This is a genomic window from Paralcaligenes sp. KSB-10, assembly GCF_021266465.1.
Lineage (GTDB): Bacteria > Pseudomonadota > Gammaproteobacteria > Burkholderiales > Burkholderiaceae_B.
The window spans coordinates 3,799,361-3,812,985 of the sequence record NZ_CP089848.1 but is presented as its reverse complement, the minus strand read 5'-3'; the positions used below and the strand labels follow the sequence as shown (position 1 = coordinate 3,812,985).

Annotated in this window: 16 protein-coding genes; 11 read left to right on the top strand and 5 right to left on the bottom strand. The window is 59.8% G+C overall.

From position 1 onward, the window contains the following. Nucleotides 1-4: 4 nt before the first annotated feature. The 3 genes from LSG25_RS17445 to LSG25_RS17435 all read right to left on the bottom strand — a co-directional run bounded on the left by LSG25_RS17445 (nt 5) and on the right by LSG25_RS17435 (nt 3,646). Nucleotides 5-1,399: an MFS transporter gene (locus LSG25_RS17445; protein WP_370636017.1), complete on the bottom strand. Its 1,395-nt coding sequence runs from the start codon at nt 1,397-1,399 to the stop codon at nt 5-7. Then, nucleotides 1,396-2,769 carry a bifunctional UDP-N-acetylglucosamine diphosphorylase/glucosamine-1-phosphate N-acetyltransferase GlmU gene (gene glmU, locus LSG25_RS17440; RefSeq protein WP_232742152.1) on the bottom strand — a complete coding sequence of 458 codons (1,374 nt, stop codon included), beginning with the start codon at nt 2,767-2,769 and terminating at the stop codon, nt 1,396-1,398. The genes LSG25_RS17445 and glmU overlap by 4 nt, the downstream gene beginning before the upstream one ends. A gap of 133 nt (nt 2,770-2,902) precedes the next feature. Continuing rightward, nucleotides 2,903-3,646, bottom strand: a complete 744-nt coding sequence (locus LSG25_RS17435) for a PhaM family polyhydroxyalkanoate granule multifunctional regulatory protein (protein ID WP_232742151.1) — start codon at nt 3,644-3,646, stop codon at nt 2,903-2,905. 88 nt (nt 3,647-3,734) lie between these two features. On the opposite strand from LSG25_RS17435, the gene LSG25_RS17430 reads away from it, so the two are divergent. Then, nucleotides 3,735-3,959 (top strand): DUF3717 domain-containing protein, encoded by a 225-nt coding sequence (locus LSG25_RS17430; protein ID WP_232742150.1) that lies wholly within the window; start codon nt 3,735-3,737, stop codon nt 3,957-3,959. A gap of 89 nt (nt 3,960-4,048) precedes the next feature. Here the strand turns inward: LSG25_RS17430 and LSG25_RS17425 are convergent, their stop codons facing one another. Further along, entirely contained in the window at nt 4,049-4,873 is an 825-nt protein-coding gene (locus tag LSG25_RS17425; RefSeq protein WP_232742149.1) for an NUDIX hydrolase family protein, read from the bottom strand. 324 nt (nt 4,874-5,197) lie between these two features. Between LSG25_RS17425 and coxB the strand changes: the two genes are divergently transcribed. From coxB to LSG25_RS17400, 5 genes are all read left to right on the top strand, one after another. Beyond that, a complete protein-coding gene (coxB, locus tag LSG25_RS17420; RefSeq protein ID WP_370635904.1) occupies nt 5,198-6,283 on the top strand; it encodes a cytochrome c oxidase subunit II in 1,086 nt (361 codons plus the stop codon). A gap of 87 nt (nt 6,284-6,370) precedes the next feature. After that, nucleotides 6,371-7,972, top strand: coding sequence for a cytochrome c oxidase subunit I (gene ctaD, locus LSG25_RS17415; protein WP_232742147.1), 1,602 nt, complete (start codon nt 6,371-6,373; stop codon nt 7,970-7,972). A gap of 10 nt (nt 7,973-7,982) precedes the next feature. Further along, nucleotides 7,983-8,096 carry a cytochrome oxidase small assembly protein gene (locus LSG25_RS17410; RefSeq protein ID WP_232742146.1) on the top strand — a complete coding sequence of 38 codons (114 nt, stop codon included), beginning with the start codon at nt 7,983-7,985 and terminating at the stop codon, nt 8,094-8,096. Between the two features lie 9 nt (nt 8,097-8,105). After that, nucleotides 8,106-8,330: a DUF2970 domain-containing protein gene (locus LSG25_RS17405; protein WP_232742145.1), complete on the top strand. Its 225-nt coding sequence runs from the start codon at nt 8,106-8,108 to the stop codon at nt 8,328-8,330. Between the two features lie 38 nt (nt 8,331-8,368). Next, complete coding sequence (locus LSG25_RS17400) at nt 8,369-9,244, top strand: cytochrome c oxidase subunit 3 (RefSeq protein WP_232742144.1); 876 nt, start codon at nt 8,369-8,371, stop codon at nt 9,242-9,244. 68 nt (nt 9,245-9,312) lie between these two features. Here LSG25_RS17400 and LSG25_RS17395 read toward each other — a convergent pair whose 3' ends face one another. Next, nucleotides 9,313-9,519 carry a twin transmembrane helix small protein gene (locus LSG25_RS17395; RefSeq protein WP_232742143.1) on the bottom strand — a complete coding sequence of 69 codons (207 nt, stop codon included), beginning with the start codon at nt 9,517-9,519 and terminating at the stop codon, nt 9,313-9,315. Between the two features lie 34 nt (nt 9,520-9,553). Here LSG25_RS17395 and LSG25_RS17390 point away from each other — a divergent pair, with 34 nt between their 5' ends. The 5 genes from LSG25_RS17390 (at nt 9,554) to LSG25_RS17370 (ending at nt 13,616) form a co-directional block, all read left to right on the top strand. Further along, nucleotides 9,554-10,357 carry an SURF1 family protein gene (locus LSG25_RS17390; RefSeq protein WP_232742142.1) on the top strand — a complete coding sequence of 268 codons (804 nt, stop codon included), beginning with the start codon at nt 9,554-9,556 and terminating at the stop codon, nt 10,355-10,357. Between the two features lie 31 nt (nt 10,358-10,388). Next, a complete protein-coding gene (locus tag LSG25_RS17385) occupies nt 10,389-11,033 on the top strand; it encodes a hypothetical protein (protein WP_232742141.1) in 645 nt (214 codons plus the stop codon). Between the two features lie 9 nt (nt 11,034-11,042). Then, nucleotides 11,043-12,053 (top strand): heme A synthase, encoded by a 1,011-nt coding sequence (locus LSG25_RS17380; protein ID WP_232744746.1) that lies wholly within the window; start codon nt 11,043-11,045, stop codon nt 12,051-12,053. Further along, entirely contained in the window at nt 12,050-12,940 is an 891-nt protein-coding gene (gene cyoE / locus LSG25_RS17375) for a heme o synthase (protein WP_232742140.1), read from the top strand. Before LSG25_RS17380 ends, cyoE begins: the two co-directional genes overlap by 4 nt. Nucleotides 12,941-13,016: 76 nt before the next feature. Further along, on the top strand, nt 13,017-13,616 hold the full coding sequence (locus LSG25_RS17370; protein ID WP_232742139.1) for an SCO family protein: 600 nt from the start codon (nt 13,017-13,019) through the stop codon (nt 13,614-13,616). Nucleotides 13,617-13,625: the final 9 nt, after the last annotated feature.

The window sequence follows — 13,625 nt, the reverse complement described above, 5'->3', positions numbered from 1 at the left end:
GGCCTTATAAATCCAGATCCGCAACAGGGTTCAAATGGCGCACGATATTAATGAACAAGGCCGTCACGGCACATACAATCGCCGCTACGACACCCAGCATGGCGCCATGCGCGGCGCTGGACGTGAACGCGATGGCGACCAGCGCCGTGCCGGAGCTTTGGCCAAATACGCGCGTGGTGGCCTGCATGCCGCCGGCCGCCCCACTGCGATTCCTGGGAGCCCCGGCCAACATGGCGCGATTGTTCGGAGTCTGGAAAAAGCCAAAGCCTACGCCTCCAAAGAACATGGCCCCCATGACCCAGCCAAAACCCACATGCAAAGGCAAGAGAATCGTGATTGCCAGGCCGAGCGCCATGCAGCCTGCTCCGATGGCGCACAAAATGGCTACCGGAAACCTGTCTGACATCACGCCCGCTATGGGCGCCATGATAGCCACGGCCAGGGACCAGACCCCCAACAGCACCCCCACTTCGGTATAGCTATGCCCCATGACTTTCTGGAAATAAAAAGGCAGGGACACAAAGGAGGCCATTTGCGCGGCAAACGAAAAGGCCGACGCCGCCACGGCAAAGGCCACAGGCTTGATGCGCAACAGATCGACAGGCACCAGCGGCGCCGTCTGGCCGCGCGAGCGCTGCATCAGCACCCAACCGGCCAGGCCGGCGACAGCCAGGCACCAGGCCGCATGTATTGGATCCTTGACCAGGGCGTCCAGGCCAACAATGGACAGGCCGAAGGCAAGCACGCTCAGCGCGCAAGCCACCCAGTCGAAGCGCACCTGATTGCGCGGCACATCGGGCAAGAACCGGATGCCCAGATAAGACAGCAGACAGATCGGCACATTGATCGCAAAGATCCAGGGCCACGAGGCCACGCTCAGGATAAAGGCGCCGATCGTGGGCCCCAGCACCGACATGACCCCTACCAACATGGCATTCAGGCTGATGCCGAAGCCCAGCTTGCGCAAAGGATAAATATTGCGCACCAGGCCGCCGAACAGGCACATCAGCATGGCGGCGCCCAGGCCTTGGGCAATCCGCGCGGAAACCAGGCCGACGAGCGATGTCGATAAGGCACACGCCAGTGAAGACAGCATGAACACGGTAATGCCCAGCCCGAACATGCGCCGGAATCCGATGCGTTCGGCCACCGCCGACAGCGGCAGCAAGGACACAACGACCATCAGGCTATAGGCGATGACCACCCACACCACCGACGCCGGGTCGATGGACAGTTCGTGGGCAATCGTGGGCAAAGCCACGTTGGCGACCGTCGCGTCCAGCGTCGCCACCGACATGGCCGACATCAGCGTCAATACGGCCCAGTAGCGCCTGGGCGCGTCCAGACCGTCGGCCGACGACGTTTTTTTATGAGAACCAGTAGAGTCGGCCACAATCAGGATTTTTTGCTGGGACGGGCCCAACCCGCGATGGTTTGTTGAGCCGGGCGGGAAATCGTAAGCTGCTGCGCGGGGGCATCGCGGGTCAGGGTGGTGCCGGCACCAAGCGTAGCCCCCTGCCCCACGCGCACCGGCGCGACAAGCTGCGAGTCGGAGCCGATGAACGCATCGTCTTCGATGATAGTCTGAAACTTGTTCACGCCATCGTAATTGCACGTGATGGTGCCCGCGCCAATATTGACCCGCGCACCCACTTGCGCATCGCCGATATAAGCCAGATGATTGGCCTTGGAGCCCTGGCCGAGGCGGCTTTTCTTGATTTCCACAAAATTGCCGACGTGGGCCTGCGAACCGATATCGGCCCCCGGACGCAAACGCGCATAAGGGCCAATACGCGCCTGGTCGGCGACTACCGCTTCCTGGATATGGCTGAATGCATCGATATGCGTTCCGGCTCCGATGCGCGCATCTTTAAGCACGCAATGCGGCCCGACACGCACCCCGTCGGCCAGCTCGACGCACCCTTCGAACACGCAACCCACATCGATGAAGACATCGCGTCCGCAAATCAGCGAACCACGCAAGTCGAAACGCACCGGGTCGGCCAGCGTAACACCTTGTTCAAGCTGGCGGCGCGCCTGCTCGCCCTGCCAGATGCGCTCGAGCTGCGCCTGCTGCACGCGGCTGTTGACACCCAGCGTTTCCCAGGAAGCGCCGGGCTGCGCGGCATTGACGGCGACACCGTCGTGCACGGCCAAGCCGACCACGTCGGTCAGGTAATACTCGCCTTGCGCATTTTTGTTGTCGATGCGGGACAGCCAATCTTTCAGGCGTGCCGTCGGGGCTACCAGAATCCCGGTATTGACCTCATTAATGGCGTGTTCCTGAGGGTTTGCGTCTTTGTGCTCGACAATGCGCTGTACCAGTCCCTGGGCATTGCGTACAATGCGCCCGTAGCCGCTGGGGTCGGACAAGGTTTCAGTCAGCACGGCCATGCCATCGGTGCGCGCTTGGAGCAGGCGCTGCAAGGTTTCGGTTTGCACCAGAGGCACATCGCCATACAGCACCAGGGTGGCATCGTGCGCATCGTGCTGTTCAAGCAGCAGCGGCACGGCTTGCTGCACGGCGTGGCCAGTACCTTGTTGCGGGCGCTGCAGCGCGAATTGCAGATCGGCTTGCCCGGAAAAATCGGCCTGCACCCGCTCGGCGCCATGGCCGACCACCACCACAATGCGGTCGGGGTTCAGTCGACGAGCATTGTCGAGCACATGAGCCAGCATGGGTTTGCCTGCCAGGGCATGCAAAACTTTAGGCAGGTCGGACTGCATGCGTTTGCCGAGGCCGGCAGCCAGAATAACTATATTTAGCATTGGATAAGTCGATCAATAAAAAACGAATCGTGGAAAACAAACATTAACCGATCGGGCCTGCGGACGCAGCACGCCCGCAGGCCGCATCATGTTGCCTTTGCGTATGCGGCCTTGCCGCTGCGTTACCGGCGCATCAAGGATTCGCCTTCCTGGCAGCCGCGGCGCGCTTGCGGGGTGCCCGCGGGGACGACCCCGCGGGCTTGGCTGCTGTCTTTTTGGCCGCAGGCCGATGTGCTGTTGAATCGGGCGAAGCCGCCGATGCGCCGGCCTGGGCCGCGGCAGCCTCGGCGCCCTGCATGGTTGCGGCAGTCGCCGCCGCCAGGCTGTCGAACTGTTTTTGCAGCATATTCCACCAACCCTGAGTGCTCGACTGGATGGCGGCCAGATCCGGTTGATCTGCCTGCGCCCCGGGTTCACTCTTTGCACTGTCAGCTTGGGCCTGCGGCGCGGCGGCAGGCTTGTCTTTTTCGGCAGCGGGCGCCTGGGCGGCCGACGCACCGGCCGGCTTGAGCCCCAACGCTACTTCCAGCGGTGAAGGCCCCTGTGCAGACGCGACGCCAACGCCCCCTGCATTCATAAAGGTTTTAAGAGTGGCGATGGTGGCCCGCTGCACTTCCATGCCTTGTATAGTGCTGGAAAGCATGGACAAATTCATGCGCAGCCAGTTTTCAACGGTTTGCAGATCGGCAATACGGCGATCCAGATCGTCAAGACTCGCCGGAGCCGCCATGGCGGACTGGCTCAAGCCGCCAGGACCCGACATGCCTTGCCATGCCTGCCGCATCATTTCCAGGCTGGCCATCAGGGGGTTTTTCCCCAAGTCGCCGCTCTGGCCCAAGCCAGGTAGAACAAAAGGGTTACTATTTTGCGTGGTCATGACGGCTCCTAGTCACTACAAATGCTCCCAAACAGCAGTGTCGTAAGCTTAAACTGAACTCTGCCCCAGCGTCTAATCCTTAATCTCCATGAAAACTTCCTATACTCTGGCTGAACTGGAATCGGCGATCAATTATTGGCGGACGCGCTCACCCTCGGCCGGGGACGAGCTGTCCTTGTGCCCGGAAGCATCGGCCCTGGCCGAGCCTTATGCCCTGATGATTTTCAGCGCGCAACGCGAGGTCGACACGAACACGCTGGGGGCCGCCGCCCAGAATGCCCTGGCCGTCTGGCACGAGCAGCAGGCTTCGTAAAGGGGCTTTACGCCACTCGTTCAGGCCGGTGCATCAACCGCGAAGCCCACAAGGAACGCCCCTGCCGGTGCGATAGAGCCTTGGCAGGCTCAGGCGTTGCCGATCCGCTTTTTCAAGCCTTCGAGTATGACCAGCTCAGCTTCCAGTGTGAATTCACCGGCTTTGATGAGCGACCAGATTTCGTCGACCGGGGCGTTGCGGATTTCGCTGACTTCGCCGTCCTGGTTCTCGGGCTTGACGGAATCGGCCAGAACACAATCGCTGACCAGCACGTCCTCGACCTGATAACCCTCGGGCAAGCGCCTGTGCATGCGCATGATCATGCGCAACGGCGAACGGCCCTCAAGCTCGGCGGGCACCAGGCCGGCCTCTTCGTTGCTCTCGCGCAACAAGGAATCATCCAGGCTTTCGCCGGCGCCCACCAAGCCTCCGACCAGGGTATCCCACAGTCCGGGATTCGTGGCTTTGCTAAGCGCACGACGCGCAATCCAGAGATTTCCCCTGAGCGTCCAGGCATTCAAATGCACCGCTCGCGTCAGCAGACCCAAAGGCCGCATGGCCGCTCGCTCGATCGCAGAGAGGGTGCGCCCCTCGCCCACGACATCGAGCAGCTCATCGCGCCATCCGCGCGCGCAGCCGGCGTCTCGCAAGGTGACGGCAACCCGCGCCAGTACCGCCTTGAGGGGAATGCGCTGCGATGAGGCCGCGGTGATGTGAACCGCTTCGTCTTCGACATGAACCCCGGGTAAGCCCACCAGCGCATGAGTGGCCTTTGCTGTAACCCAGCCCGATACGCGCCCCGACACGGTAAGCGGGCGCGACCCCTTTGGGGGCAATTGCTGAGCCTGATGTCCAAGCTGTTGATAACGCTCGTTAATCGCCGAAGTAAACGAGCCGACGTGTAAGTCATTCATGTAATAATTGTAGTGTAAGCGTGTTGTCAATGGCACAACTTGCATGGAATTGAAACGGGCATCCGCTGACCGGGCAACGCACGATCCTCGCATGTTCGCTATAATTCTGCGGTCTCTAAGTAATTCGAGCGGGCAGTCTGAGGCGCATCTTTTTCATGCCTGCCATCCAATCATTATGTGTTCTCCGGAAAAGCCTGTGATTGCTGCACGTCTTTTTTTGGTGAAAACACGCCGTATTTCGAGGTCAGAATGAAGAAGTTGAGAGGGTTACTGGGCACTGGCGCATTGCTGCTAGCGGGCGTTGCCAGTGCGCAGGTTAAAGATATGCCCGGCGGCCCCAAGGTCAATCAGCTCAACCTCCACCAGGGGGTAACAGAAATCGCTCACGATGTGATGTGGTTGCACTGGATGATGCTGATTATCTGTACCATCATTTTCATCGGTGTGTTTGGCACGATGCTTTATTCCATCATCATGCATCGGAAGTCGCGTGGTGTGGTAGCCGCCAAATTCCATGAAAACACAGCCATCGAAATCGCCTGGACCATCATCCCTTTCCTCATCGTTATCGGCATGGCCTTGCCTGCGACCCGCACCGTGGTCGCCATGAAAGACACCTCCAGCGCCGACCTGACCGTCAAGGTAACGGGCTACCAGTGGAAATGGGGATACGAATATACCGACGGCCCCGCCGCCGGCGTCGAGTTCCTGTCGAACCTGGCCACGCCCCGCGAACAAATACAGGGCAAGGCGCCTCGCGACCAGTTCTACCTGATGGAAGTCGACAAGCCCATGGTCGTCCCCGTCAACAAGAAAGTTCGTGTCGTGCTTACCGCGGCCGACGTGGTTCACTCCTGGGCCGTGCCAGACTTCGGCGTCAAGCAGGATGCCATTCCCGGCTTCCTGCGCGATACCTGGTTCCGTGCTGAAAAAGTCGGCACCTACCGTGGCCAATGCTCCGAACTCTGTGGCAAAGATCACGCGTTCATGCCTATAGTCGTCAAAGTCGTGTCGCAGGCAGACTACGACAAGTGGGCCGCCGACCAGAAAAAAGCCATGGCCAGCGCGGCTGACGACCCCAACAAGAAATGGACCAAAGAAGAACTTGTCGCTCGTGGCGAAAAAGTATTCGGCGCCAATTGCGTTGCGTGCCACCAGGCCAACGGCAAGGGCATCCCCGGTACTTTCCCGGCACTGGACGGCGATGCGAAATTCGTGCTCGCCCCCATGAAAGGGCAAATCCTTACCGTGCTCAACGGCCACCCCGGTACCGCCATGGCGGCCTGGCGCAACCAGCTGAGCGATGTTGAAATCGCCGCCGCAATCACCTATACCCGCAACGCATGGAGCAATGCAGGCAAAGGCCCGGATCCGGTGGTTCAGCCTGCAGACGTCAAGGCTTTGCGCTAAGCTAGCGGACGAACGTACAACAAATCGTAAGTTTATTATCGGAGCAGCCGCGACTCGGCGCTCCGGTTGAGTAGGAAGGAGTCCACCATGAGCAGTATTACTGCCGATCACATTCCAGCCAGTCATGGCCATGAAGACCATGCCCATGCCATGCCTCACGGCTGGCGGCGCTGGCTGTTCGCCACGAACCACAAAGACATCGGGACGATGTACCTGATTTTCGCGTTCTTCATGCTGCTGGAGGGCGGTACGCTGGCCTTGCTGCTGCGCACGGAATTGTTCGAGCCCGGGCTACAGTTTTTCCAGCCCGAGCTGTTCAACCAGTTCACCACCATGCACGGCCTGATCATGATCTTCGGTGCGATCATGCCGGCCTTCGTGGGCTTTGCCAACTGGATGGTTCCGCTGCAAATCGGCGCGTCCGACATGGCCTTCGCCCGCATGAACAACTTCAGCTTCTGGCTGCTGCCGGTTGCGGCCACCTTGCTGACGCTGTCCTTCTTCGCTCCCGGCGGCGCCAATGCCGCCGGCTGGACCATGTACGCACCGCTGTCGCTGCAAATGGGTCCCGGCATGGACTTCACGATTTTCGCAGTGCACATCATGGGCGCTTCGTCGATCATGGGTGCGATCAACATCATCGTCACCATCCTGAACATGCGTGCGCCTGGCATGACGCTCATGAAAATGCCGCTGTTCTGCTGGACCTGGCTGATCACCGCCTACCTGCTGATCGCCGTCATGCCCGTGCTGGCTGCAGCCGTCACCATGCTGCTGACCGATCGCCATTTCGGCACCACCTTCTTTAACGCGGCCGGCGGCGGCGACCCGGTACTTTACCAGCACGTATTCTGGTTCTTCGGGCATCCCGAGGTCTATATCATGATTCTGCCGGCCTTCGGCATCGTGTCAGAGGTCGTGCCGGCATTTGCCCGCAAGAAACTGTTCGGCTACTCGTCGATGGTGTATGCCACCGCCTCGATCGCCATCCTGTCGTTCCTGGTCTGGGCCCACCACATGTTCACGACCGGCATGCCGGTCACCGCGCAGCTGTATTTCATGTACGCAACGATGCTGATCTCGATTCCCACGGGCGTCAAGGTCTTCAACTGGGTAGCCACCATGTGGCGCGGGTCCATGACCTTCGAAACGCCCATGCTGTTTGCGATCGGCTTCATCTTCGTGTTCACGATCGGCGGCTTTACCGGCCTGATCCTGGCCATTGCGCCTATCGATATCCAGGTGCAGGACACCTACTACGTGGTGGCGCACTTCCACTACGTGCTGGTGGCGGGCTCGCTGTTCGCCATGTTTGCCGGCGCCTATTACTGGCTGCCCAAATGGACCGGCCGCATGTACGACGAAAAGCTCGGCAAATGGCATTTCTGGTCCACCATGATTTCGTTCAACGTCACGTTCTTCCCCATGCACTTCCTGGGCCTGGCCGGAATGCCGCGTCGTTACGCCGACTATCCGGCCCAGTTCACCGACTTCCACCAGGTAGCGACCATTGGCGCGTTCTGGTTCGGCCTGTCGCAACTGATCTTTCTGTACGTTGCGCTCAAGGCTTGGTCCGGACACGGCGAGCCTGCACCGGCCAAACCTTGGGAAGGCGCTACCAGCCTGGAATGGACGATACCTTCACCTGCGCCTTACCACACTTTCGTAACGCCCCCTATCGTCAAGTAAGATCATAGTCATGACTCCTGAACAACGCCGCCGCAACCGCTACACCGGACTGGCACTCGCCGCGATCGTCATTGCGATCTTCGCGTGGTGCTTCTGGCGTGGCGGCCTCATGATGATGAGCTGACAGACCGGCATGAGCAAAGATATCCACGAGCTTTCGCAGCGCAAGCTGAATTTCTTCCAGACTATCAAAGCGGTGTCCTGGGCGTTTTTCGGCGTGCGCAAAGGCAAAGATTATCACCAGGATATCGCCAACCTCAATCCGGTCCACCTCATCATCGCGGGCGCGCTTGCGGCCTTATTGTTCGTCGGGGGATTGGTCTTGATCGCCCGGTGGGTCGTAACGAGCGTGACCTAACACTTTCAGTTTTATATATTCGCATCAGGAGAAAAACCATGAGTGCAAGCCACTCGGCCCAAGGCACGGCGGCACCTTATTACTACGTGCCCCCCGATTCGGTCCACCCCATCCGGGCGGCCCTCTGTTTATTTATGGTCCTGCTCGGCGCCGCCCTCTGGATCAACAGCTATCAAACGGGCTTCTGGCTGTTCCTTGTCGGCATACTCAGCCTGTTCGTCGTGCTGTTTTTCTGGTTCGGCGACGCAATCCGCGAATCCGAAGGGGGCATGAACAGCCAGCGCGTGGATCACTCCTATCGCTGGAGCATGGCCTGGTTCATTTTCTCCGAAGTCATGTTCTTTGCGGCGTTTTTCGGCTCGCTCTGGTATGTGCGCGAAGTCACCACGCCCTGGTTGAGCAATCTTGATCATCAAACCTTCCTGTGGCCGCACTTTACCGGCGCCTGGCCCAATTTCGGGCCGGCGGGAACCATTACGCCGTTCGAATCGGTGGGCCCGTTCTGGCTGCCCACCATCAATACCGCCCTGTTGCTTACCTCGGGCCTGACGCTTACCATTGCCCACCATGCGCTGCGCGCCAGCCATCGCAGCAAGACCATCTTCTGGATGCTGGTAACCGTGATTCTGGGCTTCTCGTTCGTGGCTTGCCAGGCCTACGAATACCATCATGCCTACACCGAACTGCATCTGCGCTTCAACTCAGGCGCTTTTGGCTCGCTGTTCTACATGTTGACCGGCTTTCACGGCTTTCACGTGATTCTCGGCGCCACCATGCTGACCATCATCATGCTGCGCCTGATCAAGGGCCACTTTACGGCCGATCATCATTTCGGTTTTGAAGGCGCAGCCTGGTATTGGCACTTTGTCGATGTGGTATGGCTAGGTCTGTATTTGTTCGTATACTGGTTCTGATCGGCTAACGGCCTGAACCGCAAAAAGGGCTGGCGCTGCCGGCCCTTTTTTCTGACTTTCGGCTACCCTTACTGTTGTGGGATTCCGGTGGCTTGAATCCAGCCCATGTAGTGGGCAAACAGCACAAACAGGAATAAGGCTATCGACAAGCCGATACGCACAGTCAGGGCATTGACAGTGCGATTCGTACCGCTCTTGTCATGCATCAGATAGAACAGGGCCGAGGCCAGACTTCCCAAGATCCCCAGAAAAGCCAGGATTACTACGAAACGCATATCAGCCTCCGGTAAAACTGGAATTATTGCAGACATGGCACGCACGCACACGACTACCCATACTATTGCCACCCTTATTTTGCTGGGCGTCCTGGTTGCCGCTTTTGTTTCTTTGGGCAACTGGCAACTGCGCCGGGCAGACGAGCGGCACGCGATAAGCCAGGCCATCGACGCGGGGCGTCAACACATACCCTTGCATCTTAACGCCAATACACCCGACAGTGAATTCATCAATTGGCGCAAGATCTCGGCCAGCGGCACCTGGCTGAACTCATTTACAGTGCTGCTCGAAAACCGCAATTTCAAGGGTATGCCGGGCTACTGGGTCGCCACGCCCCTGCTGATCGATGCGAGTACCCATACAGCCGTGCTGGTATTGCGCGGATGGCTCGCCCGCCCCCTGGGCCCCGGGCAAACGCTGCCCCCCATACCCGCTCCTGAAGGCACGCATACCCTGAGCGGCGAACTGGTCGATCGGGTACCCCGGCTATTCGAGCTGTGGTCTTTCAATCACAGCACGGCGGACCGGCTTCCGGCGAAACTGCCGCTGCCCGGCCACAGCTTGCCGCAGATCCAGAATCTGGACCTGCATGCCTATGCGCAGTCCACTGGCTTAAAATTGCTGCCGACAGTCGTCGAACAGACTTCGGACGACCGCGACGGCCTTGGTCGAGAATGGCCTCAACCCTCTCTGGATGCCGACAAGAACATCGGCTATGCCATGCAATGGTTCACATTTGCCGCCATAGCGGGCATTGCGTGGCTGGTTACGGCCGTCGGCGCCCTGCGCCGCCGCAAAACGCCCGCCCCCAAAAGCCCGCCACCGGCCCAAACCTGAATATCGAATCTGAATTACTCAAGGAATCCACGTGTCTAGCTCCAACCCGATTACGCCAGCCCAACCGCTCAAGCCGCGCTCGATCAAGCCTCTGATCGGCGTGCTCCTGGTGTGTCTGGCCCCGGTTATTTTTGCCCTGCTGGCCTATTATGTTCCCGGCCTGGGCCTGCGCCCCGATGGCGAAAGCAATTACGGCACGCTGATCCAGCCGCAACGCCCTGTGCCGGCCGCAAACGATCTGTCCTTGCGTACGCTGGACGGCCAGCCCTTCGACCTGAAAAGCCTGCACGGCAAATGGGTGCTGCTCTCGGCCGACCAGGGAGCATGCCCCGAATCCTGCGTCAGGAAACTGTTCATCCTGCGCAATTCGCACGCCAGCCAAGGCAAGGAAGTGGAACGCCTGACACGCGTCTGGTTCGTTACCGACGACGCCCCCATTCCCGCAAAGATTCTTGAAGCCTACAAAGGCACTATCATCGTCCGCGCCGACCCCAAGAGCCTGGCGGCCTACCTGACGCCCAAAGCAGACGCGGCCAATGCCGGCGCCGCCTTGCAAAAGCCGATGTGGATCATAGACCCCATAGGCAATCTGATGATGGAATATCCCGATCAGGCCGATCCCCTCAAGGTGCGCGGAGACCTCAAAAAGCTTCTCGCCAACTCGCGCATCGGCTAGGCAACCATGATCGACCGCATTCAAGCCCGCTATCGAAAACTCGTTTTCATGACCTGGTTTCTGACGCTGGACCTGATCATGTTCGGCGCTTTCGTGCGCCTGACCGACTCGGGGCTGGGCTGTCCCGATTGGCCAGGCTGCTACGGAAAAATCACCCCCATCGGCGCCAGCGGCCACATCGAACAGGCCCTGCAGGCCATGCCGTACGGCGCGGTCAGTTTTTCCAAGGCCTGGATCGAAATGATCCACCGCTACGCCGGCTCGATACTCGGCATGATGATCATTGCCATTGTCTACATGGCCTGGCGCTACCGGGCACGCCTGGGCAACACGCCGCGCCTGGCCTTTGTCGCATTCTTTGCCGTCTGCATACAGGGCGCGTTCGGGGCCTGGACTGTTACTCACAGGCTCATGCCGATTGTCGTGACGAGCCATTTGCTGCTGGGCATGACCTTGCTTGCCATCATGACCTGGCTGGCCGCCCGCGAACGCGGCCACCTGCCCATTGCCATCCAGGCCCGGGCATGGCGGCCCTGGATGGCGGTCGGCTTCGCGCTACTGCTGACGCAAATCGCCCTGGGCGGCTGGGTCAGCACCAATTACGCGGCGCTGGCCTGCATGGACTTTCCCACCTGCCATGGCCAGTGGCTGCCACGGATGGACTTCGGCGACGGCTATTCCCTGGTGCGTGGCCTGGGCCTGCTTCCATCGGGCGAAATGATTTCCCAATACGCCCTCACCGCCATTCATTGGGTGCACCGCAATTTCGCCTTCGCCGTGTTTATTTACCTTGGCACGCTGGGCTGGAAAATGCGCCGCGAACCCGGGCTGCGCGGCCCCGCCCATCTGCTGCTGGGCTTGCTTCTGGCCCAGTTGAGCACCGGTCTGGCCACGATCTTTTTCCAGTGGCCATTGCTGATTGCCGTGCTGCATAACGGCGGCGCCGCCGGCCTGGTGCTGGCCAGTGTCACACTTCTGGTGCGCCTGTCGCGCGCCGGAGGGTCTAAAATACCACTATGATTACTGCTACCGCCTCCCAACCCGGCCTGTTGCGTCAATATCTGGTGCTGACCAAACCGCGCGTAACCCAGCTTGCCGTCTTTTGCGCCATCATTGGAATGTTCCTGGCCACGCCCGGCCTGCCGGCCCTGCGCAATGTGGTCGCCGGGACAATAGGCATCTGGCTGCTGGCGGCGGCCGCCTTCGCGATCAATTGTCTGATCGAACAGGAAATCGATGCGCGCATGCTGCGCACCGCCAGGCGTGCCACGGCGCGCGGCACAATTTCCAATACACAGGTGCTGGCTGGCTCCGGGCTGCTGGGCGGGCTGGGCATGGTGGTGCTGTACAACTGGGTCAATCCGCTGACCATGTGGCTGACATTCGCCACCTTTGTCGGCTATGCGATCATCTATACCATTATCCTCAAGCCCCGGACTCCCCAGAATATCGTGATCGGCGGGCTGTCCGGCGCGATGCCGCCCGCGCTGGGATGGGCGGCCGTTGCCAATTCCGTACCGGCCGAAGCCTGGATCCTGGTGCTGATCATCTTCATCTGGACGCCCCCTCACTTCTGGGCGCTGGCCCTGTACCGCAACAACGATTACATCAAATCAGGGCTGCCCATGCTGCCCGTCACCCACGGCAAGCAGTTCACCCGCCTGCACATACTGCTTTACAGCCTGGTGCTGTTTGCCACGACCCTGCTGCCTTTCGTCATCCGCATGAGCGGCCCTGTCTATCTGGCGGCGGCTGTCATTCTGAGCGGCCTGTTTGTCTCCTACGCATGGCGCCTGTACAAGGAGTACAGCGACGAGCTGGCACGCAAGCTGTTTCGTTTTTCGATCCTGTACCTGGCGCTATTGTTCGGCGCCCTCTTGCTCGATCACTGGATCAACCTGATTTAAACTGCCGGTCTCGCGCTGCGTCCTTGCGCCTTGGGCGAAGACGCCGCAGCGAACTTCCACCGGCCCTGGATTACTCATGCCCCGCTATTCAAGCCAACGCCGCACCTTTATCGCCCTGTCCGCCGCCGGCGCATTATCCCTGGCCCTGGCCGGCTGTAAAAGCGAGCCCAAATTCCAGGGCACGGACATCAGCGGCACTCATCTCGGACGCGATATGGCCATGGTGGACAGCAGCGGACAGGTGCGCACCCTGGCCGACTACAAAGGCAAGGTGGTGGTGGTGTTCTTCGGCTTTACGCACTGTCCGGATGTCTGTCCCACCGCCATGGCCGAGCTGGCTCAAACCATGCAGCTATTGAAGGACGATGCGAAAAAAGTGCAAGTCGTCATGATCAGCGTCGATCCGGAACGCGACACCGGCGCGCTCATGGGCGCATACGTCAAGGCGTTCTATCCCACCTTCGTGGGACTGACGGGCTCGGACGAGCAGTTGCATAAAACCGCGCAGTCGTTCAAGGCTTACTACGCCAAGGCGCCGGGTAAGACGCCTGGCGAATACGACATGAACCATTCTTCTTCGTTTTATATTCTCGACCAAAAGGGCGAGGCACGCGTGCTGCTCAACGGCAATGCTCCCGCCAAGGTCATTGCCGGCGATATCAGGCAATTGCTTTAAGAGATCGCA

Excerpts from the sequence above, each read along its gene's own strand:
- glmU (WP_232742152.1), bottom strand. The coding sequence starts at position 2,769 with ATGCTAAATATAGTTATTCTGGCTGCCGGCCTCGGCAAACGCATGCAG.
- LSG25_RS17435 (WP_232742151.1), bottom strand. The coding sequence starts at position 3,646 with ATGACCACGCAAAATAGTAACCCTTTTGTTCTACCTGGCTTGGGCCAG.
- LSG25_RS17430 (WP_232742150.1), top strand. The coding sequence starts at position 3,735 with ATGAAAACTTCCTATACTCTGGCTGAACTGGAATCGGCGATCAATTAT.
- LSG25_RS17425 (WP_232742149.1), bottom strand. The coding sequence starts at position 4,873 with ATGAATGACTTACACGTCGGCTCGTTTACTTCGGCGATTAACGAGCGT.
- coxB (WP_370635904.1), top strand. The coding sequence starts at position 5,198 with ATGCCCGGCGGCCCCAAGGTCAATCAGCTCAACCTCCACCAGGGGGTA.
- ctaD (WP_232742147.1), top strand. The coding sequence starts at position 6,371 with ATGAGCAGTATTACTGCCGATCACATTCCAGCCAGTCATGGCCATGAA.
- LSG25_RS17410 (WP_232742146.1), top strand. The coding sequence starts at position 7,983 with ATGACTCCTGAACAACGCCGCCGCAACCGCTACACCGGACTGGCACTC.
- LSG25_RS17405 (WP_232742145.1), top strand. The coding sequence starts at position 8,106 with ATGAGCAAAGATATCCACGAGCTTTCGCAGCGCAAGCTGAATTTCTTC.
- LSG25_RS17400 (WP_232742144.1), top strand. The coding sequence starts at position 8,369 with ATGAGTGCAAGCCACTCGGCCCAAGGCACGGCGGCACCTTATTACTAC.
- LSG25_RS17395 (WP_232742143.1), bottom strand. The coding sequence starts at position 9,519 with ATGCGTTTCGTAGTAATCCTGGCTTTTCTGGGGATCTTGGGAAGTCTG.
- LSG25_RS17390 (WP_232742142.1), top strand. The coding sequence starts at position 9,554 with ATGGCACGCACGCACACGACTACCCATACTATTGCCACCCTTATTTTG.
- cyoE (WP_232742140.1), top strand. The coding sequence starts at position 12,050 with ATGATTACTGCTACCGCCTCCCAACCCGGCCTGTTGCGTCAATATCTG.
- LSG25_RS17370 (WP_232742139.1), top strand. The coding sequence starts at position 13,017 with ATGCCCCGCTATTCAAGCCAACGCCGCACCTTTATCGCCCTGTCCGCC.